The following is a 22,331-nucleotide window of genomic DNA, read 5'->3' as shown; positions in this document are numbered from 1 at the left end:
TTGGTAGTTTTCTAAAAATCTATCATTTGGAATTTGCAACATTATTTTTGATGTTAGGATTATTTTCTACCTTGTGTTACATCGTGTTAGGCATCTATCAAATTAATCATTCTGTAAAATTAAAAAATAACGAAAAAGTATTCTGGACCATTGGTTTTATTTCTTTTAGCTTTATTACAGGATTATTGTATTATTTTAAAGAAAATCAAATTACATAAAAATTAACTTAAATTAAAATCAAAAAATTATGAAAAAATTTGCTCCCGTATTAGTTGTCGTAGGAATTCTTATTTTAGGATTTTTATACTTCATGAATGTTAAAAACAAAGCGTTACTATTTAGTCAAGCCACAGAAAAAGAATGGGGAAATGTAAATACAGCTTACCAAAGAAGACTTGATTTAATTGACAATTTAGTCAATACCGTAAAAGGTGCTGCGGATTTTGAAAAAAGCACTTTAACTGCAGTTGTAGAAGCAAGAGCAAAAGCAACTTCGGTAACTATTGATCCGAAAAATATTACTCCAGCTCAATTAGATCAATTTAATCAAGCGCAAAGTGGTATTACAAGTTCATTATCAAAACTTTTAGTTAGCGTTGAAGCGTATCCGCAATTAAGAGCGACAGAAAATTTCACAAAACTACAAGATGAATTAGCGAGTACAGAAAACCAAATTTTAACTGCGAGAACTCGTTTTAACCAATCTGTTGAAAAATTTAATAGTTATATTTTAGCTATGCCACAAAATATATTTTTAGGTAGTTACACTGAAAAAGCGTACTTTAAAGCTGTTGCTGGAGCAGAAAATGCTCCAAAAGTAAAATTCTAATTCAGTAAAACACACAAAATAATGCTAGAAAGCACAGCGTTTTTATCTAAAGCTGAAGAACAAGAAATTGTTGCAGCGATTGTGATTGCCGAAAAAAATACTTCGGGTGAAATTCGTGTACATATTGAAGAAAATAGTACCAAACCTTCAATGGAAAGAGCGAAAGAGGTATTTCATATTCTTAATATGGATGCCACCGAATTGAAAAACGGTGTGCTTTTTTACATTTGTACAGCAACCAAAAGTTTTGCAATTCTTGGTGATAAAGGTATAAATGATTTAGTAGCACCCGATTTTTGGAATTCTACCAAAGATATTGTGATTGAAAAATTCAAAGCTGGACAATATAAAGACGGTTTAATTAAAGGGATTTTAGAAGCTGGTATACAATTGAAAAAACATTTTCCATATGATGATGAAACCGACACAAATGAATTGTCTAATGAAATTTCAAGAGGTTAATATGGAAATTCGAAAATTTAAGTTCCAAATTCTAAAAAGTAGTAGTTGTATTGCCTTTCTTGCTTTTTTATTGTTTTCTCAAGTTTCGTTAGGACAATTTACAATTCCTGAAAAACCCAGTTTACAAACTTCAGTTTATGATTATGCAAAACTTTTATCTGACGTTGAAAAAACACAATTAGAAGAAAAATTAGTTAGATATTCGGATTCCACTTCTACACAAATTGTTGCTATTATAATTGAAGATTTAAACGGCGACAATATCCAAACTTTAACGCCAAATTGGGGAGAAGCTTGGGGAATTGGAGATGCTGAAAAAGACAATGGTGTTGTAATTTTGCTTTCGAAAAATGACCGAAAAATTTGGATTTCATCAGGTTATGGAACAGAAGTGCAACTTGTAGCAGGAATGACTGGTGAAATTGTTAGAAATGTTATAATTCCGGAATTTAAAGCAGGAAATTATTATACTGGATTAGACAAAGGTACTGATGCCATTTTTAAAGTATTAACTGGAAAATACAAAGGCGAAAGAAAAAAAGATAAAGGAAGTAGTATTCCCATACTAATCATAATAGTTTTTGTGATTTTATTCTTAATCATAGCCTCTAAAAATAAAAGAAATAATGGCGGCAACTCAGGAGGATTTGGTGGTCCTGACTTAATGGATATTATTATATTAAGTAGTTTAGGACGCAACGGCGGAAGTTTTGGCGGCGGATCATCATCTGGTGGCGGATTTGGCGGAGGCTTCGGTGGTGGTGGCTTTTCTGGTGGAGGTGCTGGAGGAAGCTGGTAATTAAGTAATTTATTTTCAAGAAATATAACCTAAAAGGGTTAAAATAAAAAACCGATAATCACTTATCGGTTTTTTTGTTATTTCTGTCTGAAGTAAATGTCTATTGGCACACCACTAAAATTGTAGTTTTCACGTAATTTGTTTTCAATAAAACGTTTGTATGGGTCTTTTACATATTGTGGCAAGTTAGCAAAAAACACAAACTGTGGTACCGGAGTAGGCAATTGCATGCAATATTTAATTTTTACATACTTCCCTTTTAACGCTGGCGGTGGTTGGTTTTCAATAATTGGCAACATTAAATCGTTGAATTTTGATGTCGGTACTTTTTGTTTTCTGTTTTCAAAAACCTCAACAGCAGTTTCTAATCCTTTTAATAAACGTTGTTTTTCTAATGCAGATACAAATAGAATTGGCACATCTGTAAACGGTTGAATTTGCTCACGAATTTTACGTTCGTAATCTCTTGCGGTCATAGTATCTTTTTCAACTAAATCCCATTTGTTGACTAAAATTACAATTCCTTTTCTGTTTTTTTCGGCCAACCAAAAAATACTTTGGTCTTGTCCTTCAAAACCACGAGTGGCATCAATTACCAAAATACAAACATCTGAATGCTCAATGGCACGAACCGAACGCATTACAGAATAAAATTCTAAATCTTCTTTTACTTTGGCTTTTCTTCTAATTCCGGCAGTATCTACTAAATTAAATTCGAAACCAAAACGGTTGTATGTGGTATCAATGGCATCACGAGTAGTTCCAGCAATATCTGTAACCACAAATCTATCTTCACCGATTAACGCGTTAATAATAGAGGATTTTCCAGCATTTGGTCTACCAACAACGGCAAAACGAGGTAAAGGATTTTCATCTTCAACAGCTTCTGGCAATTCAGGTAAAACTTCCACTAATTTATCTAATAATTCACCCGTTCCACTTCCATTCATAGCGCCAATAGTAAAATATTCGCCTAATCCTAAATTATAAAACTCTAATGCATCTGTAACACGTTTTGAATTATCTACTTTGTTTACAGCTAATAAAACAGGTTTAGTAACCTTACGTAATAATTTTGCTACTTCATCATCCATTGGCGTAATGCCTTCTTCCACATCTACCATAAAAATAATGGCATCGCACTCATCTATAGCTAATTCAACTTGTTTTCTTATTTCGCCTTCAAAAATATCATCAGAACCTTTAATGTATCCACCTGTATCAATTACAGAAAATTCTTTTCCATTCCACTCACTTTTTCCATAATTTCTATCACGCGTAACGCCACTCACAGAGTCTACGATGGCATCTCTACGTTGGATTAAACGATTAAAAAGCGTAGATTTTCCTACATTTGGTCTTCCTACTATGGCTACAATATTATTCATTATTCTTATATTTTGTGCAAAGATAGTTTAAAAGTTGCGAGTTTAGGGTTTATAGTTAGGAGTTTTTGTAAGTAATACAAAACGTATTGCTCCAAACTATCCTCTAAATTCTATAAACTAATTATTACTTATTACTTCTGATTGTATCCAAATCTTCGTAATTGAAAGGCATTGTTTCGCCAATCTTTATTCACTTTTACGAAAATTTCAATGTGTATTTGCTTATCGAAAAACAATTCTAAATCGGCACGAGCTTGCATGCCTACTTTTTTCAGCGCAGCACCTTTATGTCCAATAATAATTCCTTTTTGTGTATCGCGTTCTACCATAATTACAGAGCGAATTCTTATGATTTTTTCATCTTCTAAAAACTCTTCGGTTTCGACTTCCACTGCGTACGGAATTTCTTTATCGTAATTTAATAAAATCTTTTCACGAATGGTTTCATTTACAAAAAAACGTTCTGGCTTATCTGTTAACGCATCTTTCGGATAATATGGTGGCGAAAGCGGTAATAAATCTACAATTCTATTTAGCACTTCTTTTACATTAAAGTTTTCTAAAGCCGAAATTGGAAAAATTTCAGCATTGGGAACCTTTGCTTGCCACGTTAGTACTTGTTCTTCTAATATTTCCTGATTGGATTTATCAATTTTATTTAACAAAAGTAAAACGGGAATTTTAGCATTGATAATTTTATTGAAAAAGTCTTCGTCTTTTAATTCCTTCTCACCTATTTCAACCATATAGATTAAAATATCGGCATCAGAAAATGCACTTTTGACAAAATCCATCATACTGGTTTGTAAATCGTATGCAGGTTTAATAATCCCAGGTGTATCAGAAAAGACGATTTGATAATCTTCATCATTTACAATTCCGAAAATTCTGTGACGTGTGGTTTGTGCCTTACTTGTGATGATAGACAACTTCTCGCCTACCATAGCATTCATTAAGGTAGATTTTCCAACGTTTGGGTTTCCGATTATATTTACAAAACCTGCTTTATGCGACATATATTTTATTTTTTACAAAGGTACATAAAAAAGCCACTCGTTTCAGAATGGCTTCTTGTACAATATTATGTTAGTTAGTTATTCTGACGCAACTAATTTACTTGCGCTACGGTAAGTGAATTCGTTATAAATGTGACGACGAGCAAAACGACCTGGTGATTCGGCGTTTACCATTTTCACATACGTATTTCTTGGCACACCAAAGTATTCGAATTTACTTCCGTCTGCAAAGCTAATATACAAAACACCTTTGTCCATATAAAAATCGGCAATTTGTGAAGTTGTAGTTGTAGCTAAGTATTCTGCTTTTACTTTTTCTCTAGTTTCTGGAGCGATACTTACTAAAAAGTGGTACGCTTCAATAATGTTTTTACTTCTTTCTTCAGCTGCTAAACGTTCAACTGGATCTGAAATAGTATCAGGATGATCTTCCTTCATACTATTTCTATATATTGTTTTTAATTCTTTTAATGTTGCATCTCTAGTAACATTAAGTAATTTTCTGTACCCAATAATTTTCTGTGTAGTCATAGATTTTTAAAATAAAAGTGCAAAAATAGTGATTTATTCTTTAAATACACAAGAAAAATCAAAACAACACCAAAACATAATCATTTATTATTGAATTCATTACATAAAAAAAGCCACTCATTTCTGAATGGCTTACTTAGTAGCGGGAACAGGACTCGAACCTGTGACCTTCGGGTTATGAGCCCGACGAGCTGCCTACTGCTCTATCCCGCGATGTATGTTTAATTCTACTTCTATACTTTAAAAGTGAGAATATGTGTTACTTAATTCGACTGCAAATATACGTATTTATTCTAAACTACCAAAGAAATAAGTATATTTTATGGATTTTATTGTAACTGTTTCATTTACAATGAAAAAATCCGTCAAGTACAATTTCTAGACGGATTTTTTATATTAAGATACTGAAACAAGTTCAGTATGACAGAAAAAAATTACATCATTCCTGGCATTCCACCTCCCATATGAGCTGGATTTGAATCTTCTTTAATTTCGATTAAGGCACATTCTGTAGTTAAAATCATACCTGCTACAGAGGCTGCATTTTCTAAAGCCACACGAGTTACTTTTTTCGGATCGATAATTCCTGCAGCTAACATTTGAACGTATTCTCCTGTTTTTGCATTAAATCCGAAATCACCTGAACCTTCTGTTACTTTTGCAATTACTACAGAACCTTCTCCACCTGCATTTTCAACAATGGTTCTTAAAGGTGCTTCAACGGCACGAGAAATAATTTGAATTCCAGTAGCTTCATCTGCGTTTTCTGATTTTAAAGTCGCTAAAACAGATTTAGCACGCACTAAAGCAACACCTCCACCTGCAACAATTCCTTCTTCTACAGCCGCACGAGTAGCATGTAATGCATCGTCAACTCTATCTTTTTTCTCTTTCATTTCTACTTCAGAAGCAGCACCAACATACAATACAGCTACACCACCAGCTAATTTAGCCAAACGTTCTTGTAACTTTTCTTTATCGTAATCAGAAGTCGAAGTTTCCATCTGTGCTTTAATTTGGTTTACACGGCCTTTTATCAATTCCGCTTCACCTGCACCGTTTACAATAGTTGTATTGTCTTTATCGATAGAAATAGTTTCGGCAGTACCTAACATTTCTAAAGTTGTATTTTCTAATGAATAACCGCTTTCTTCCGCAATTACAGTACCACCTGTTAAAATAGCTATATCTTCTAACATGGCTTTTCTTCTGTCTCCAAAACCTGGTGCTTTAACTGCAGCAATTTTCAATCCACCACGCAGTTTATTAACAACTAAAGTTGCTAAAGCTTGACCATCAACATCTTCCGCAATAATTAATAATGGACGACTTGATTGTGCTACAGGCTCTAAAATTGGCAATAACTCTTGTAAGTTTGAGATTTTTTTATCGTATAATAACACATACGGATTGCTTAATTCTGCGACCATTTTGTCTGCATCTGTAACAAAATAAGGTGATAAATAACCTCTATCAAATTGCATTCCTTCTACAACATCTACATAAGTATCGGTTCCTTTAGCTTCTTCAACAGTAATTACACCTTCTTTTCCTACTTTAGTGAATGCTTTCGCAATTAAATCGCCAATAGTTTCATCATTATTTGCTGAAATAGAAGCTACTTGTTTTATTTTTTCTGAAGAATCGCCTACAGATTGAGTTTGCTTTGCTAAATCAGCTACAATAGCTTCTACTGCTTTATCGATTCCACGCTTTAAATCCATTGGATTGGCTCCAGCTGCTACGTTTTTCAACCCTTCTTTCACAATGGCTTGAGCCAAAACTGTAGCCGTAGTAGTTCCGTCTCCAGCTAAATCATTAGTTTTTGAAGCGACTTCTTTTACCATTTGCGCACCCATATTTTCTAACGGATCTGCTAATTCAATTTCTTTTGCAACAGAAACACCATCTTTAGTAACCGTTGGTCCTCCAAATGACTTTGAAATAATTACATTTCTTCCTTTAGGACCTAGAGTAACTTTTACTGCATTTGCTAACGCATCCACACCACGTTTTAAACCGTCACGTGCTTCAATATCAAATTTTATATCTTTTGCCATTTTTTTATTTGTTTTTTATTTAGTTTTCACAAAATTCTTATTCTAAAAATAAATTAAAGAATCGCATAAATTTCGTCTTCACGCATAATTAGGTAATCTTTACCTTCATATTTTAATTCAGTTCCGGCGTATTTACCATACAAAACGGTATCGCCAATTTTTACAGTCATTGTATAGTCGGTTTTCCCTGTTCCAACAGCAACAACGGTTCCTTTTTGAGGTTTCTCTTTTGCTGTATCTGGAATAATAATTCCCGAGGCAGTTGTTGTTTCTGCAGCAGATGGTTCAATTACTACTCGATCTGCAATTGGTTTAATATTTAATGCCATAATTTTATTGAATATTATTGTTATTGTACTTATTTTTAATTTCAGAAATTATGCCAAACACAATTTCTGACAAATTTACTTAAAATAAAAATGCCAGCACTGACATGCTGGCATTATATACTATATGTTGCAAAAATTATTTTGCAGAATCCGCTGGTTTAGTAGCAGGAGTTGTTGCAGGTTTTGCTGGCGCATCTTTAACAATTGCCGGCGCTGCATTTTCATCTACTAATTTAGAACCTCCTGCACCATTATTAAAACTTAACGTTGATAATAAAATTAGAACAATTAATGCCCCACCTAAAACCCAAGTTGTTTTTTCTAAAAAGTCGGTTGTATTTTTTACACCTCCCATTTGACCTCCACCACCAAAAGATGAAGATAACCCTCCACTTTTAGGATTTTGAACCATAATAGTTAAGATTAATAAAAAACATACGATGATGATTAATGCTAAAAAAATTGTAAATGACATAACTTCTGTATTAATTATTTTGTTGTAAAATTTTTATATTTTTAATTCGGTCTGCAAAGAAACTACTTTTTTCTGGATATTTCAAAATTAATATTTCATAAGCTTGTATGGCTTTGGAATATTTTTTTTGTTCGAGATAAATTTGCGCCAGCGTTTCGGTCATTATTGAAGAAGGCGTTTCGTTGCTTTTAGCAATATTTATTGGTATTGACGTAGTATCTTTAGCCTGTGGAATTTTTGGATTTAATTCGATAAACTTTTCTATTAAATCGAATTTTTTTTCTAATTCTGAAGAAACATGAATTTGTTTTTCAGCTTCTTCACGAACAATTGGAGTTATTTTAGCTAATTGAAGCCATTCTGAAAAAGAATGCGTTTCGTTTTTATCAAATTGAAATGGTTTCCCGATTTCCAATGCGGCTTCTACTTCTTTATTTGATTCATTTTGTTCCGAAATAGCAATTATTTCAGTTACATAACTTGATTTAGATTTAGCTTCTATAGTGTATGGTATGTTTTCTTCTTCAACATATTCAAAATCTGAAACAATTATACTCTGGATTTCAGCTTGATATTTATCATACACATCTTGTTGAAAAATTTTAAAATCATCAGAAGTAATAAAATCAAACAAAACACTTCTATCCGTTGTGTGAGCAGCTGTTTTTTTTAATTCGTAATTATATCTAAAACTTTCTTGATTATACAACCCTTTTAAATATAAAGCTCTTGCACTTTGGTAAAATGGAAATTCATTTACAATAGTTTCTAGTACTAACGTTTGTTTGTCGTTAATAGCTTTTGAATTATTGAGTAAATTTATATAATCGTTTGTGTTCATTTATTATTTTAATAAAAATTAAGTTAACTTCGAGAAAATCTAACAAAAGTGCTTAGAATTCTCGAAAAACAATATTTAAACTACCATTTAGCTAAAGATTCATTAAAAATATCTTGCGTGATTCTTTCATAAATGATTTCCAATGCTTCGTTTAAAACCGCTGAAGGCAATAAATTGGCATCATAATCATGATAAAACGAAAAACGCTTTTCAAAATTATCATCTTCTGAATTTTTGCTTGAATACCTAACATTTATAGAAATTGTCATTCTGTTTTGAGAAGATTGCTGACTCGCATTGGATGCCATTGGAGTAATCCGGTATTCTACAATTTCTCCTTCATACAACAAATCTCCACCGGATGTTACCAAATCTAAATTGGTTTGATTTTGAATTGTGTTTTGTAATTTTTGAGTAAAAGTTCGCTCAATACCAACTTCCACAATTTCGGCATTATTTTGAAAATAATTTACCTGAAACGTTTTAGCATTTATTTTTCCTGTTCCTGTAAAGTTGTATTTCACGTTACAACTTACGAGTAAAAACAAGGTTAAAATTGTGATTATTTTAATTTTTAATTTCATCTTTTTGTTCTAAAACTACAAATCAAATTGTTTAATTTTTCTATACAAGGTTCTTTCAGAAATACCTAATTCATCTGCAGCAGCTTTTCTTTTTCCTTTATTTTTTTCTAATGATTTTTTTATTAATTCTATTTCCTTTGCCTCTAAACTTAGCGTTTCCACTTCGTCTATGGCTTCTGCATAGAGATAATTATCATTAAAATCATCTTCATCATCAAACTCTTCTTGTTCTACTTCTTCTTCAACAGGTAAAACATTTCTTTTTATTTCTTGTTCAAAAATAGTGTTTTTTTCTTCAGAATTTCCATAAATTTTTTGAATGAGCGATTTGTTATTTTCTTGCACTTTAGCATTTCCGTTTTGCATAAGCTCAAGCGTAAGTTTTTTTAAATCATTTAAGTCGCTTTTCATATCAAAAAGTACTTTGTACAAAATTTCGCGTTCATTACTAAAATCAGAAGTACTTTTTTTCTCTCCAACAACTTGAAGCGAATTACTTTCCATACTAGGCAAATATGATTTTAATGCCATCAATGAGATATCTCTATTGGTTTCTAATACCGATATTTGCTCAGCAGAATTTCGTAATTGTCTGATATTTCCGCTCCAACGGTAATGCATTAAATAATTTACCGCATCATCTGATAATTTGATTGGAGGCATTTTATATTTGTGTGCAAAATCGGCAGCAAATTTGCGAAACAACAAATGAATATCTTCTTTTCTTTCGCGTAAAGCAGGTAAATTAATTTCAACGGTGCTTAAACGATAATATAAATCCTCTCTAAACTTTCCTTTTTCAATAGCTTCCAACATATTTACGTTCGTGGCAGCTACAATGCGAACATTGGTTTTTTGTACTTGAGAAGATCCTACTTTTATAAATTCACCATTTTCTAAAACTCTTAACAAACGTACTTGAGTAGTCAAAGGTAATTCTCCAACTTCATCTAAAAAAATAGTTCCTCCGTTGGCTACCTCAAAATAGCCTTCTCTTGTTCCTGTTGCGCCAGTAAACGATCCTTTTTCGTGACCAAAAAGTTCTGAATCAATTGTTCCTTCTGGAATGGCACCACAATTTACGGCTATATATTTTCCGTGTTTTCTGTGTGATAAAGAATGAATAATTTTAGGAACACTTTCTTTACCCACACCACTTTCTCCAGTTACTAATACCGAAATATCCGTAGGAGAAACCTGAATGGCTTTTTCTATCGCACGATTGAGTTTTGGATCGTTTCCAATAATCTCAAAGCGCTGTTTTATGTTTTGAACTGATTCCATTTTTTAATTTATAATTAATAATTGACAATTGATAATTCTAGATTTTCATTGTTAATTTTTAATTCATAATTTCAGAATATCCTACTGCTTCACCTATTAATGTTCCGCTGGTGCAATCTGATATTTTTACTAATACAAAATCACCTGGTTTATAATTTTCTTTTGGAAAAACTACTACTGTGTTTTGTGAATTTCTTCCGCTCCACTGTTTGTCGGAACGCTTAGAATCTTTTTCTACTAATACTTCAACTGTTTGACCTACAAATCGTTTTGTCCGTTCTAAGGCGATACGTTGCTGTAAATCGATAATTTCATTTAATCTTCGTTTCTTCACTTCTTCAGGTACATCATCTTCCATTTTTCTGGCCGCTAATGTTCCTGGTCTTTCAGAATAGGCAAACATAAATCCGAAATCGTATTTTACATATTCTAACAAACTTAATGTATCTTGATGATCTGCTTCTGTTTCTGTTGGAAATCCAGCAATAATATCTTGTGAAAGAGAAATATCTGGAATAATTCTGTAAATATTGTCAATTAACGTGATATATTCTTCACGAGTGTGTTGACGGTTCATTTCTTTTAAAATTCTTGTACTTCCACTCTGAACGGGCAAATGAATGTAATTGCAAATATTATGGTGTTTTGCCATAACTTTAATTACTTCAATATGCATATCTTGGGGATTTGAAGTAGAAAAACGAAATCGCATTTTTGGAAATTGTGTCGCGCATCTATCTAACAATTGCGCAAAATCTACAGAAGTGGCTTTTTGCATTTCACTTGCTTTTACAAAGTCTTTTTTCAAGCCACCTCCATACCAAAGGTAACTGTCTACATTTTGACCTAACAAAGTTACTTCTTTATAACCTTTAGCCCATAAATCAGCAATTTCTTCGATAATACTTTCTGGTTCTCGACTACGTTCCCTTCCACGAGTAAATGGTACTACGCAAAACGTACACATATTGTCACAACCACGAGTTATCGATACAAATGCTGTTATTCCATTGCTACTTAATCGTACTGGAGAAATATCCGCATAAGTTTCTTCACGAGAAAGAATAACATTTATAGCATCACGACCATCTTCAACATCTCTCAATAAATTAGGAATATCTTTGTAAGCATCTGGTCCTACAACCATATCTACAATTTTTTCTTCGTCTAAAAATTTTTCTTTTAAACGTTCGGCCATACAACCTAAAACACCAACCTTCATTTTCGGATTGATATCGCGTTTAATTGCATTATATACTTGTAAACGTTTACGGACAGTTACTTCTGCTTTATCTCTTATAGAACAAGTATTTACTAAAACCAAATCGGCTTCTTCTAACACTTGCGTTGTATTATATCCTTCATTTGCCAAAATAGATGCCACAACTTCACTATCGGCAAAGTTCATTTGACAACCATAACTTTCTATAAATAACTTCTTTTGGTTTCCTTGTTTGTTCTCCAAAACCATCGAAGTGCCTTGCTTACTTTCTTCTATAATCTTTTCTTCCATAAACGGTAGTATCATTTTGTTTTCGAAAACAGTTTTCTCAAAAATTCATAAAGCAAAGATAGTACAAAATTTCATTATCTGCCAAATTGTCAGCATCAGTTTAACAAAAATTTAGAAATATTTAGTTCATCAAACAAAAAGTAAAAATCAAAAAAACGAGACCTATATATATTAATCAAAAAAAAAATATACTTTTGCCAAATCAAATAAATGAAAATGGCGAAGAATTTAGTTATCGTGGAGTCACCTGCAAAGGCAAAAACCATTGAAAAATTTTTAGGAACCGATTTCCAAGTGGAATCAAGTTACGGACATATTGCCGATTTGCCTTCAAAGGAAATTGGTGTAGATGTAAATGATAACTTTAAACCTAAATATGAGGTATCTCCAGATAAAAAAGCATTAGTAAAAAAACTAAGAGATTTATCTAAAAAAGCAGATATGGTTTGGTTAGCTTCCGATGAGGACCGAGAAGGAGAAGCTATTTCTTGGCATTTATCTGAAGAATTAAAGTTAGATCCCGCCAAAACAAAACGTATCGTTTTTCACGAAATTACAAAAACTGCCATTTTAAAAGCAATTGAAAACCCGAGAGATATTAATTATAATTTAGTTAATGCACAACAAGCTCGAAGAGTTTTAGACCGTTTAGTGGGTTACGAATTATCTCCTGTACTTTGGAAAAAAGTAAAAGGTGGTTTATCTGCTGGACGTGTGCAATCGGTTTCTGTTCGTTTAATTGTGGAGCGTGAAAGAGAAATTCAGAATTTTAAAGCTGTTGGAAGTTATTCTATTAGCGCCGAATTCACGAATGAAGCCAGTAAAACAGTAAAAGCTAAACTAAATAAAAATTTCAACACAAAAGAAGAAGCACAACAATTTTTAGAAAAAAATATAGCTGCCGATTTTAAAGTTGACGATTTAGAAACAAAGCCAACAAAAAAATCACCTGCAGCACCGTTTACGACATCTACTTTACAACAAGAAGCCGCTCGTAAATTGTATTTACCTGTGGGAATTACGATGCAAATTGCTCAACGTTTATACGAGGCCGGTTTAATTACTTACATGAGAACGGATAGTGTAAATCTTTCGCAAGATGCAATGGCTGCAGCACAAGCAGAAATTACTTCTTACTACGGAGCAGCATATAGCAAACCAAGAAATTACAATACCAAATCTAAAGGGGCTCAAGAAGCGCACGAAGCCATTCGTCCAACAGATATGAGTCGTCATACCGTAGATATTGACAGAGATCAAGCACGTTTATATGATTTAATTTGGAAACGTACCTTAGCCTCGCAAATGAGTGATGCGCAACTGGAACGAACCAACGTAAAGATTACAGCAAATACCCATAATGAGTACTTTTCTGCAACTGGGGAAGTAATAAAATTTGACGGTTTCTTAAAAGTATATTTGGAAGGAAATGATGATGATGATGAAGAACAAGAGGGTATGTTGCCAGCCTTAAAAGTAAATGAAAAACTAAACAATAAGTTTATTGCAGCAACAGAACGTTTCACTCGTCCTGCAAGTAGATATACAGAAGCTTCACTTGTTAAAAAATTAGAAGAATTAGGCATTGGTCGTCCTTCAACTTATGCGCCAACTATTTCTACTATAATAAACAGAAATTATGTTGAAAAAGGAAGTTTTGAAGGTACAGAAAGAAAATACGAACAATTAACCTTAATTGGTAAAGAAATAAAATCGCAAACGTTAAAAGAAAATTCAGGTTCCGATAAAGGGAAATTAGTCCCTACGGATATTGGTGGAATTGTGACTGATTTTTTAGTAAAAAACTTTGAAAGCATTTTAGATTATAATTTTACTGCTAAAGTGGAACAAGATTTTGATGAAATTGCAGCTGGAAACGAAGATTGGCATAAAACGATGCGCAACTTTTACGATCATTTTCATCCTATTGTAACCAAAGTGGAAACAACAGCAGAACGTGAATCTGGAGAGCGAATTTTAGGAACCGATCCAAAAACAGGAAAACCAGTAAGTGTTCGATTAGGAAAATATGGAGCAATGGCGCAAATTGGTGCTATTGATGACGAAGTAAAACAATTTGCAAGTTTAAGAAACGAACAAAATTTAAGTAATATAACGTTGGAAGAAGTTTTAGATTTATTTTTATTACCAAAATCTTTAGGAACTTACGAAGGTGAAGAAATAGAAGTGAACAATGGACGTTTTGGACCTTATGTAAAATTTGGAACACAATTTATTTCTTTAGCTAAAGGTGAAGAACCATTAGATGTCACAATGGAAAGAGCCATTGAACTGATAAATGAAAAAACCAAAGCAGACGCTCCTATTGCTACTTACGATAATTTACCTGTTCAAAAAGGTGTAGGCCGTTTTGGACCATTCTTAAAATGGAATGGTATTTTTATCAATGTAAATAAAAAATACAATTTTGATAATTTATCGCAATCCGACATCAATGAACTAATAGAAGATAAACAACAAAAAGAAATCGAAAAAGTACTTCATTATTGGAAAGAAGAAGGCATTAAAGTAGAAAAAGCGCGTTGGGGAAGATCTGTAATTACAAAAGGAAAAATTAAAATTGAATTAAGTAAAGATATTGATGCTACAAAATTAACTCTTGAAACAGTAAAAGAGATGATTGAAAAGAAAGCACCCGCTAAAAAAACAGCTACTAAAAAAGCACCTGCAAAAAAATCCGTAGCAAAAAAGAAATAATATATGATATTCGAATACTTACAACCTGTATCAGAAGAAATTCAAAAATTTACAGATAGCTTATCTAATCAAACTTTAGGTAAAAAAATTGTAATGCATACAGCTACCGATTATCCGAATTTAGAAAATATTTCGATTGCAATAATTTGTGTGAACGAAAATAGAGGGGCAAATTTAGAGAATGAAAATTGTGATTTTAACGATTTTAGAAAAGCATTTTATCAATTATTCCCAGGAAATTGGAACAAAGGAATTGCCGATTTAGGAGATGCTTTAGTAGGAAATGAACCAAGTGACACTTATTTTGTGTTAAAAACCATTTGTGCCAGTTTAATCAAACAAAAAATTATACCTTTGGTCGTTGGTGGTTCGCAAGATTTAACTTACGCTATGTATCGTGCTTTTGATCAATTAGACCAAATGGTAAATTTAGTCGCTATTGATAATAAGTTTGATTTTGCAAAAGATGAAAAACTAGAATCCGATTCATATTTATCAAGAATAATTGTAGAAGAGCCAAATAATTTATACAATTTTTGCAGTATTGGATATCAAACCTATTACACATCGCAAGAAGAAATAGATTTAATAGAAAAATTGTATTTTGACACCTATAGATTAGGTGAAATAAGTAAAAATCCAGCCATTGTTGAGCCTGTTTTTAGAGATGCAGATATTATAAGTCTTGATTTAAAATCTATAAAATCATCTGATTCAGGAAATACAACTGAATTTTATCCAAACGGATTTGATGGTAGAGAAATCTGTACTTTAGCACGATATGCAGGCATAAGTGATAAAGTTAGCGCCTTTGGTATTTTCAATCAATTTTTTAATAAAAATGAAAACCAACTTATATCGCAAATCGTTTGGTATTTCATAGAAGGATATCACTTAAGAAGTTACGAATATCCATTTGAAGATAAAACAGAATATAATAGATATATAGTATTAGCAGAAGACGAAGAGTTGGTTTTTTACAAAAGTAACCGATCTGAAAGATGGTGGATGGAAATAAATTATAATTCCCTATACAATAAAACTGTTAAAAAAACGTTATTACCATGTACAAACGATGATTATGTTGCGGCTTGTAACGCTGAAATCCCCGAAAGATGGTGGAAAGCACACAGAAAAAGCTATTAAAAAAATCGTTAAAAGCATAGCAAAAATCGATAAAATACACTTTTTTTTAGATTATTTTACATTTGCTATTGTATATGTCAAAATAAATAGATAGGTTTGAAGCCTAAAATAAAATAAAATTTTATAACCCAATTAATATGAAAAAGTTTTTAGTATTATCGGCGGCACTAGCTTTGTTAACTAGCTGTGGAAAAGGCGATAAAGGTGAACTGGTAGGAGTTAAAGGCAAAAAATGGTTTTCTGAAAAACCTTTTGGTATGTCACTAATCCCTGGAGGTGCATTTATTATGGGTAAGTCTGATGATGACGTTGCCAATGTACAAGATGCGCCTACTAAAACAGTTACAGTTCCTTCATTTTATATGGATGAAACTGAAATTACAAATAGTGAATATCGCCAATTCGTAGAATGGGTTAAAGATTCTACAATTAGAACAAGACTAGCTGTAAAAGCAGATGAAGATGGTGCTAAACCAGCTGCTGGAGGTAAAAACACCGGAAGTATTGGTGATTTTGCTTTTGCTGATGCAGATCCAGCTAAAATGACAGCGTATGACAAATATATGTATGAAAACTATTACAGTGTAGGAACAGATACTGATCCTTATGCAAATAGAAAAACAAATAAAAAAGTAAAATTAATAAAAGAAACTTCAAAATATCCAGATGCTGCTTATGTAGAAGTAATGGACTCTATGTATTTACCAGAATCAGAATCGTTTAATGGGTTAAAAACGATGGATGTCAGTAAATTAAAATTCAAATACAATCAAGTTGATTTAAACAAAGCAGTGAAGAAAAAAGGTCGTAAAAACTTTTATGAAGATGCAAAACCTATAGAAATATATCCTGATACAACAGTATGGATTAAAGATTTTGCGTATTCTTATAATGAACCAATGCATAATAGTTATTTTTGGCACCAAGCGTATGGAGATTACCCAGTAGTAGGTGTATCTTGGGATCAAGCAAAAGCATTTTGTGCTTGGAGAACATTGTATAAAAACTCATATGTGAAAAAACAAAAAGGAAGAGATCAAGTGAATTCATTTCGTTTACCTACTGAAGCAGAATGGGAATATGCAGCAAGAGGTGGAATTGAATCAGGAACTTATCCTTGGGGTGGTCCATATGCTAAAAACGACCGTGGTTGTTTCTTAGCCAATTTTAAACCAATGAGAGGAGATTATGCAGCAGATGGTGCCTTATATACTGTAGAAGCAAAATCATTTGAACCAAATGATTTTAATTTATATAACATGGCAGGAAATGTAGCTGAATGGACTGATTCTTCTTACGATGCAGGTGCCTATGAATTTGTTTCAACTATGAGTCCAAATGTTTCAGATAAAGCCAACCAAAGAAAAGTGATTCGAGGTGGTTCATGGAAAGATGTAGGATTCTTCTTGCAAGTATCAACACGTGACTTTGAATATAAAGATTCTGCAAGAAGCTATATTGGCTTCAGAACTGTACAAGATTATATGGGAACACAAAAAACAGGAAATAAAAAATAAAAAACAAGAATTTAACTTAACTAAATAATTAACTTAACAAACTAAAATTTTAAATTATGGCAATTTTAAGCAAAAAAGCAATGAATTTCGCTTACGGTATGGGAGCAGCAGTAGTAATCCTTGGGGCACTTTTCAAATTAATGCACTGGCCTGGAGCAGGAATCATGTTAATCATAGGATTAGGAACTGAGGCATTTATTTTCGGTTTATCAGCTTTTGAAACACCTGAAAATGATTTAGATTGGTCTTTAGTTTACCCAGAATTAGCTGGTGGAGAAGCTAAAGCAAAATCAGGAAAAAAAGAAAATCCTGAAGAAGCTCAAGGTTTATTATCTCAAAAATTAGATAATTTATTAAAAGAAGCTAAAATTGATGGGGAATTAATGACAAGCTTAGGAAACAGTATTAAAAACTTTGAAGGTGCAGCTAAAGGTATCGCTCCAACAGTAGATGCTATTGCTTCTCAAACAAAATATGCAGAACAAATGGTTAGCGCAGCTACTTCATTAGAAGCTTTAAACAACTTATACAAAGCACAAATTGATGGTGCTCAGAAAAATGCAGATGCTAATGCAGAAATTGCAGAAAATGCATCAAAATTAAAAGAGCAAATGCAATCTATGACATCAAACATATCTTCATTAAATGCTGTATATGGTGGAATGTTAACTGCAATGCAAAACAAAGGATAATTAGTTTTATCAAATAAATTAAACAAATTAATTAACTAAACTAATTAGAAAAAAATGGCAGGAGGAAAACTTACCCCTAGACAGAAGATGGTTAATCTGATGTATTTGGTTTTTGTGGCAATGTTAGCAATGAATATGTCAAAAGAAGTATTATCAGCTTTTGGTATATTAAATGACAAAATCACAGAATCAAATGGTATTGCAGAAGCAAGAAATCAATCAGCTTTCGATCAGTTAGCTCAAAAAGCGCAAGATCAACCAAAACAATATGGTGATAAAAAAGCTAAAGTTGATAAAATCAGATTATTATGTAAAGATTTCTATAGCTATATAGAAGGATTAAAAACACAATTCACTAAAGACGTTGAAAGAAAAGAAGATGGTAGTCTTAATTTCGAAGCAATGGATAAAGGTGATAAAATTGATGAATACTGGTTTTCTGGTGACAGACCATCAGCAAAAGGTACTGAATTTTTAAATAAATTGAGTTCATTTACAGCACAAATCAAAGCAACGGGTGGAAGCTCTATTGTAGAAGCTGAAATGAAAAAAATTGAAAAAAGATTTGCTACAAATAAAGTTAAAACGGAAGATGGAAATGTGCCTTGGTTAGATTACAATTATAAAGGATTTCCTTTAATTGCATCTATTACTAAATTATCACAAATACAAGCAGATATTAAAACTACTGAAAGTGATATCATTAGTGGAATGTTCCAATCAGACTTAGTTGCAGCTGCCTCTTTAACAGCATACCAACCTATTGTTGTTCCAGATAAAACGGCTTTCTTCCAAGGAGAAACTGTAACTGGAAAAATTATACTAGGAAAATTTGATCCAAATTTAGTTGCAAAATCTGTAATTGTTAATGGTCAAGCAGTGAAAGCTGAAGCAGGTCAAGCTAAATTCTCTTTTGGTGCAGGAAGTGTTGGTGAAAAAGAAATTACTGGTTCATTCAACTTTGACGAAAATGGAAAAGTAGTAAGTTTACCAATTAAAGGTAACTATGTAGTGGTACCTAAACCAAATCAAGCTATTGTTTCTGCAGATAAAATGAATGTAGTTTATAGAGGTGTAGATAACCCAATTTCGGTATCTGTTCCTGGAATTCCTTCAAGTGATGTAAAAGCAAGTGCTCCTGGAATGAGATCTACAGGAAAACCTGGACAATATGTTTTAAACCCGGGACAAGGTAAAGACGTAACCATTAATGTTTCTGCTACATTACCTAACGGTGGTGGAACTTTTTCAAGTAAACAAACGTTTAGAATTAAAGGTATACCTGCTCCTACTGGTAAAATTAGAGGTGAGGTTTCTGCAAAAGGGGCAAAATCAAACTTAGAAGTATGTACTGTTTCGGCAACATTAGAAGACTTTGATTTCCCTGTAACTATTAATGTTACACAATTTAACGTAAAAGTTCCTGGACAACCAACTGTTGTAGTTCAAGGAAGCAGAATGAATGGACAAGCCATCTCAGCTATTAAAAAAGCAGGTAGAGGTGATGTAGTAACTATATCTGAAATTAAAGTTAAGTATGTTGGTATCAACCAACCTGCTAAAAATGTTTCGCCTTGTACATTCGAAGTACAATAATTTAATAAAATAAAAAAATGAATTGGAGAAATTTTTTATTAGTAGCGGTATTTGGTTTGAGCACACTTTCGTTTGCACAATCTAATTTACTAAATGCAAAAACACCTGCAGAAATCGGTAAGAAAACCGAAGCGCAAAAAAATGCAGATAACGACAAACCTTTACCTTATGGCTACATAGGAGATAGGGATGTTTTTATGGGAAAAACTGTTTGGGAACTAATTGATGTGGACCAAAGAGTAAATTACCCAATGTATTATCCAGTAGACGATTCTAAAGATTTGGGTTCAGAAAGAAAACCACTTTTTGAAGTACTAATGAAAGGTATTGATGATGGCAAAATTACTGAAGTATATGATTCAGGTTATTTTACGGTAAAAAAGACTTTTGATGACATTCAAAAAGCAAGAGTTTTTATCGATACTTCTGATGCTGGTATTGAACAATTAGCAGCTGGAGATCCAATATCTGAAGAATTCATTACTAAGCAAACTATTGATGCATTTCATGTTAAAGGATATAAAATAAAAGGTTTCTGGTATTTTGACAAACGTCAAGGTGAATTAAAATACAGATTACAAGGTATTTGTCCTTTAGTACCTGATGTGTACACTATGAACAAGGAAGAAAATAAAAATGACGCTCCTATTGAGTTGTTTTGGATTTATTTTCCAGCTTCAAGAGATGTATTACATGCTGCTAAAGCTTTCAATGAAAGAAACTCTGCTATGCCATTTACATTTGACCATTTGTTAAATTCGCGTCGTTTTAATGCCGTAATTTACTTAGAAGAAAATGTTTACGGGGATAGAGAGATAAAAGATTACATGAAGGAAAATGCACAAATGCAATTATTAGAATCAGAAAGAGTAAAAGAAAAAATACGTAATTTCGAATTAGATATGTGGAATTACTAATAAAAATATTTCTCCAATTATATTACAAAAAACTCTTACTTCGGTAAGAGTTTTTTTTGTTTAAATTTGTACCATATAAAAAGTACTTTTTGTGTCATTTCGATATAAGGAGAAATCTCATAATTAGTATTACTTTATTTGATTTCTCCTTATGTCTAAATGACAATAATAAGAATAAATTATTATAATACATCAAAATGGAAGTAGATTACCTAATTATTGGTTCAGGTTTAGCAGGAATTTGCTTTGCAGAAACGTGTTTATTGCAACATAAAAAAATTATGGTAATAAATGACAACTCTCAAAATTCAACTACAATAGCGGGTGGTTTATACAATCCAATTGTATTAAAACGATTTACAAAAATATGGGAAGCAGAGGCTCAATTGGCTATTACAATACCATTTTATAGAAAATTAGAAGAAAAGTTAGATACTCCATTTTTATATGAAATTCCGTTATTGCGAAAATTAAATAACATAGAGGAACAAAACAATTGGTTTACAGCGTCAGACAAACCTACCCTTTCCAACTATTTAGGTAGTGAATTAGAAACATTAAATAACCAAGCTGTAGCAAGTAATTTTAAATTTGGAAAAGTACATCATACCGGTTTTTTAGACACAAAAAAATTGAAAGAAGCCTATACGCACTTCCTGCTTTCAAATGCAATGTATATTGAGGAAACCTTTGACTATTCAAAAATACATATTGAAAACAATTACATTCAATATAATAACATACGAGCCAAACAACTAGTTTTCGCAGAAGGTTTTGGTTTACATAACAATCCCTATTTTAATAATTTACCTTTGGATGGCACAAAAGGAGAACTTTTAATTATTAAATCCGAAAATCTAAATTTAAATGAGATAATAAATTCAAGCATATGGGTTTTGCCTTTAGGAAATCATTTATACAAAATAGGTGCCACATATGATTGGGAAGATAAAACCAATCAAAAAACTGAAAAAGCAAAAACAGAATTACTTACTCATTTAAAAGAAGTGATTTCTTGCGATTTTGAAGTTATAGAACATTTAGCAGGAGTACGACCAACCGTAAAAGACAGAAGGCCACTTTTAGGAAAACATCATCTTCACAACCAATTATATATTTTAAATGGTATGGGCACGCGAGGCGTACTTTTAGCACCATATTTATCAGATAAGTTATATCAATATATTGAAAATGGAATCCCATTAGATAACGAAATTTCAATAGAAAGGTGCTATAAAAAACTATTTAGATAAGTTTTCTTTCCAATTTTTATCAAAGTGAATAAAAATATTGATCCAAATATTTCTTGACATTCGCATGATTAGGGTATTGCTCAAAATTAGAGCAACAACAATTGAGATAAAAGCCGTTTTTAAATTAGCTTGAAATACAAAATGCGAAACTAAAAAGGAAATAATTCCAATTAATACTCCAAGTCCATAACTTACAAACATCGCACCAAAAAAGAAAGAAGGCTCTATTTTATATACTTGTTTACAATGCGAACACGTTTCGTGCATGGCATAAATCTTAAACACATTAAAAGGATTTGTGTCTAAATACATGCTTTCTTCATGACACTTCGGACAACAACCAGCTATCATCGAATAAATTTTTGATCCTTTTCTAAACAT

Annotated in this window: 22 protein-coding genes and 1 tRNA gene; 11 read left to right on the top strand and 12 right to left on the bottom strand. The window is 32.2% G+C overall.

Going from position 1 to position 22,331, the window contains the following annotated elements; genetic code table 11:
- The 4 genes from ACIQZ1_RS04660 to ACIQZ1_RS04645 form a co-directional block, all read left to right on the top strand.
- Positions 1-218, top strand: a 218-nt coding sequence (locus ACIQZ1_RS04660; RefSeq protein ID WP_396159504.1) for a hypothetical protein, incomplete at its 5' end; no start/stop codon positions are given.
- Between the two features lie 29 nt (positions 219-247).
- On the top strand, positions 248-829 hold the full coding sequence (locus tag ACIQZ1_RS04655; RefSeq protein WP_396159502.1) for a LemA family protein: 582 nt from the start codon (positions 248-250) through the stop codon (positions 827-829).
- A gap of 21 nt (positions 830-850) precedes the next feature.
- The gene (locus ACIQZ1_RS04650; protein ID WP_396159500.1) at positions 851-1,291 is read left to right on the top strand and encodes a TPM domain-containing protein; all 441 of its coding nucleotides are present in this window, start codon (positions 851-853) and stop codon (positions 1,289-1,291) included.
- The gene (locus ACIQZ1_RS04645; protein ID WP_396159497.1) at positions 1,272-2,090 is read left to right on the top strand and encodes a TPM domain-containing protein; all 819 of its coding nucleotides are present in this window, start codon (positions 1,272-1,274) and stop codon (positions 2,088-2,090) included. Before ACIQZ1_RS04650 ends, ACIQZ1_RS04645 begins: the two co-directional genes overlap by 20 nt.
- Before the next feature lie 77 nt (positions 2,091-2,167).
- Here the strand turns inward: ACIQZ1_RS04645 and der are convergent, their stop codons facing one another.
- The 11 genes from der to miaB all read right to left on the bottom strand — a co-directional run bounded on the left by der (position 2,168) and on the right by miaB (position 12,126).
- Positions 2,168-3,478: a ribosome biogenesis GTPase Der gene (der, locus tag ACIQZ1_RS04640; protein WP_396159495.1), complete on the bottom strand. Its 1,311-nt coding sequence runs from the start codon at positions 3,476-3,478 to the stop codon at positions 2,168-2,170.
- 131 nt (positions 3,479-3,609) lie between these two features.
- On the bottom strand, positions 3,610-4,494 hold the full coding sequence (era, locus tag ACIQZ1_RS04635; RefSeq protein ID WP_396159493.1) for a GTPase Era: 885 nt from the start codon (positions 4,492-4,494) through the stop codon (positions 3,610-3,612).
- A gap of 78 nt (positions 4,495-4,572) precedes the next feature.
- A complete protein-coding gene (locus ACIQZ1_RS04630) occupies positions 4,573-5,025 on the bottom strand; it encodes a KTSC domain-containing protein (RefSeq protein WP_396159491.1) in 453 nt (150 codons plus the stop codon).
- Positions 5,026-5,165: 140 nt separating this feature from the next.
- A tRNA-Met gene (locus tag ACIQZ1_RS04625) sits at positions 5,166-5,238 on the bottom strand.
- A gap of 221 nt (positions 5,239-5,459) precedes the next feature.
- Positions 5,460-7,085, bottom strand: coding sequence for a chaperonin GroEL (gene groL, locus ACIQZ1_RS04620; RefSeq protein ID WP_396159489.1), 1,626 nt, complete (start codon positions 7,083-7,085; stop codon positions 5,460-5,462).
- Positions 7,086-7,138: 53 nt separating this feature from the next.
- Complete coding sequence (gene groES, locus ACIQZ1_RS04615; protein WP_291240988.1) at positions 7,139-7,414, bottom strand: co-chaperone GroES; 276 nt, start codon at positions 7,412-7,414, stop codon at positions 7,139-7,141.
- A 136-nt stretch (positions 7,415-7,550) separates the two neighbouring features.
- A complete protein-coding gene (gene secG, locus ACIQZ1_RS04610; protein WP_396159487.1) occupies positions 7,551-7,889 on the bottom strand; it encodes a preprotein translocase subunit SecG in 339 nt (112 codons plus the stop codon).
- Positions 7,890-7,899: 10 nt separating this feature from the next.
- Positions 7,900-8,730: a tetratricopeptide repeat protein gene (locus tag ACIQZ1_RS04605; RefSeq protein WP_396159484.1), complete on the bottom strand. Its 831-nt coding sequence runs from the start codon at positions 8,728-8,730 to the stop codon at positions 7,900-7,902.
- Positions 8,731-8,810: 80 nt separating this feature from the next.
- Positions 8,811-9,314, bottom strand: coding sequence for an LptE family protein (locus ACIQZ1_RS04600; RefSeq protein ID WP_396159481.1), 504 nt, complete (start codon positions 9,312-9,314; stop codon positions 8,811-8,813).
- A 15-nt stretch (positions 9,315-9,329) separates the two neighbouring features.
- Complete coding sequence (locus ACIQZ1_RS04595) at positions 9,330-10,598, bottom strand: sigma-54 interaction domain-containing protein (protein ID WP_396159479.1); 1,269 nt, start codon at positions 10,596-10,598, stop codon at positions 9,330-9,332.
- A gap of 58 nt (positions 10,599-10,656) precedes the next feature.
- Positions 10,657-12,126 carry a tRNA (N6-isopentenyl adenosine(37)-C2)-methylthiotransferase MiaB gene (gene miaB, locus ACIQZ1_RS04590; protein ID WP_396159477.1) on the bottom strand — a complete coding sequence of 490 codons (1,470 nt, stop codon included), beginning with the start codon at positions 12,124-12,126 and terminating at the stop codon, positions 10,657-10,659.
- A gap of 201 nt (positions 12,127-12,327) precedes the next feature.
- Between miaB and topA the strand changes: the two genes are divergently transcribed.
- The 7 genes from topA to ACIQZ1_RS04555 all read left to right on the top strand — a co-directional run bounded on the left by topA (position 12,328) and on the right by ACIQZ1_RS04555 (position 21,950).
- The gene (topA, locus tag ACIQZ1_RS04585) at positions 12,328-14,829 is read left to right on the top strand and encodes a type I DNA topoisomerase (RefSeq protein WP_396159475.1); all 2,502 of its coding nucleotides are present in this window, start codon (positions 12,328-12,330) and stop codon (positions 14,827-14,829) included.
- A gap of 3 nt (positions 14,830-14,832) precedes the next feature.
- A complete protein-coding gene (locus ACIQZ1_RS04580) occupies positions 14,833-15,975 on the top strand; it encodes a formimidoylglutamase (protein ID WP_396159473.1) in 1,143 nt (380 codons plus the stop codon).
- Between the two features lie 137 nt (positions 15,976-16,112).
- Entirely contained in the window at positions 16,113-17,492 is a 1,380-nt protein-coding gene (gldK, locus tag ACIQZ1_RS04575) for a gliding motility lipoprotein GldK (protein ID WP_396159471.1), read from the top strand.
- A gap of 56 nt (positions 17,493-17,548) precedes the next feature.
- On the top strand, positions 17,549-18,184 hold the full coding sequence (gldL, locus tag ACIQZ1_RS04570; RefSeq protein WP_396159469.1) for a gliding motility protein GldL: 636 nt from the start codon (positions 17,549-17,551) through the stop codon (positions 18,182-18,184).
- 54 nt (positions 18,185-18,238) lie between these two features.
- The gene (gene gldM, locus ACIQZ1_RS04565; RefSeq protein WP_396159467.1) at positions 18,239-19,780 is read left to right on the top strand and encodes a gliding motility protein GldM; all 1,542 of its coding nucleotides are present in this window, start codon (positions 18,239-18,241) and stop codon (positions 19,778-19,780) included.
- 17 nt (positions 19,781-19,797) lie between these two features.
- Positions 19,798-20,697, top strand: coding sequence for a gliding motility protein GldN (gene gldN, locus ACIQZ1_RS04560; RefSeq protein ID WP_396159465.1), 900 nt, complete (start codon positions 19,798-19,800; stop codon positions 20,695-20,697).
- A 197-nt stretch (positions 20,698-20,894) separates the two neighbouring features.
- Positions 20,895-21,950: an NAD(P)/FAD-dependent oxidoreductase gene (locus ACIQZ1_RS04555; RefSeq protein ID WP_396159463.1), complete on the top strand. Its 1,056-nt coding sequence runs from the start codon at positions 20,895-20,897 to the stop codon at positions 21,948-21,950.
- Here the strand turns inward: ACIQZ1_RS04555 and ACIQZ1_RS04550 are convergent.
- Positions 21,939-22,331, bottom strand: a complete 393-nt coding sequence (locus tag ACIQZ1_RS04550) for a DUF983 domain-containing protein (protein ID WP_396159461.1) — start codon at positions 22,329-22,331, stop codon at positions 21,939-21,941. The genes ACIQZ1_RS04555 and ACIQZ1_RS04550 overlap by 12 nt on opposite strands.

The sequence above is a fragment of the Flavobacterium sp. genome (genome assembly GCF_044341185.1).
Lineage (GTDB): Bacteria > Bacteroidota > Bacteroidia > Flavobacteriales > Flavobacteriaceae > Flavobacterium.
This window is presented reverse-complemented; position numbering and strand designations above follow the sequence as displayed.

Bases quoted from the DNA above. Each gene is read 5' to 3' on its own strand.
- secG (WP_396159487.1), bottom strand. From the start codon at position 7,889: ATGTCATTTACAATTTTTTTAGCATTAATCATCATCGTATGTTTTTTA.
- ACIQZ1_RS04550 (WP_396159461.1), bottom strand. From the start codon at position 22,331: ATGTTTAGAAAAGGATCAAAAATTTATTCGATGATAGCTGGTTGTTGT.
- ACIQZ1_RS04650 (WP_396159500.1), top strand. From the start codon at position 851: ATGCTAGAAAGCACAGCGTTTTTATCTAAAGCTGAAGAACAAGAAATT.
- era (WP_396159493.1), bottom strand. From the start codon at position 4,494: ATGTCGCATAAAGCAGGTTTTGTAAATATAATCGGAAACCCAAACGTT.
- gldM (WP_396159467.1), top strand. From the start codon at position 18,239: ATGGCAGGAGGAAAACTTACCCCTAGACAGAAGATGGTTAATCTGATG.
- ACIQZ1_RS04605 (WP_396159484.1), bottom strand. From the start codon at position 8,730: ATGAACACAAACGATTATATAAATTTACTCAATAATTCAAAAGCTATT.
- gldN (WP_396159465.1), top strand. From the start codon at position 19,798: ATGAATTGGAGAAATTTTTTATTAGTAGCGGTATTTGGTTTGAGCACA.
- ACIQZ1_RS04655 (WP_396159502.1), top strand. From the start codon at position 248: ATGAAAAAATTTGCTCCCGTATTAGTTGTCGTAGGAATTCTTATTTTA.
- groES (WP_291240988.1), bottom strand. From the start codon at position 7,414: ATGGCATTAAATATTAAACCAATTGCAGATCGAGTAGTAATTGAACCA.
- miaB (WP_396159477.1), bottom strand. From the start codon at position 12,126: ATGATACTACCGTTTATGGAAGAAAAGATTATAGAAGAAAGTAAGCAA.
- gldK (WP_396159471.1), top strand. From the start codon at position 16,113: ATGAAAAAGTTTTTAGTATTATCGGCGGCACTAGCTTTGTTAACTAGC.
- ACIQZ1_RS04600 (WP_396159481.1), bottom strand. From the start codon at position 9,314: ATGAAATTAAAAATTAAAATAATCACAATTTTAACCTTGTTTTTACTC.
- ACIQZ1_RS04555 (WP_396159463.1), top strand. From the start codon at position 20,895: ATGGAAGTAGATTACCTAATTATTGGTTCAGGTTTAGCAGGAATTTGC.
- groL (WP_396159489.1), bottom strand. From the start codon at position 7,085: ATGGCAAAAGATATAAAATTTGATATTGAAGCACGTGACGGTTTAAAA.
- der (WP_396159495.1), bottom strand. From the start codon at position 3,478: ATGAATAATATTGTAGCCATAGTAGGAAGACCAAATGTAGGAAAATCT.
- topA (WP_396159475.1), top strand. From the start codon at position 12,328: ATGGCGAAGAATTTAGTTATCGTGGAGTCACCTGCAAAGGCAAAAACC.
- ACIQZ1_RS04580 (WP_396159473.1), top strand. From the start codon at position 14,833: ATGATATTCGAATACTTACAACCTGTATCAGAAGAAATTCAAAAATTT.
- ACIQZ1_RS04595 (WP_396159479.1), bottom strand. From the start codon at position 10,598: ATGGAATCAGTTCAAAACATAAAACAGCGCTTTGAGATTATTGGAAAC.
- ACIQZ1_RS04645 (WP_396159497.1), top strand. From the start codon at position 1,272: ATGAAATTTCAAGAGGTTAATATGGAAATTCGAAAATTTAAGTTCCAA.
- ACIQZ1_RS04630 (WP_396159491.1), bottom strand. From the start codon at position 5,025: ATGACTACACAGAAAATTATTGGGTACAGAAAATTACTTAATGTTACT.
- gldL (WP_396159469.1), top strand. From the start codon at position 17,549: ATGGCAATTTTAAGCAAAAAAGCAATGAATTTCGCTTACGGTATGGGA.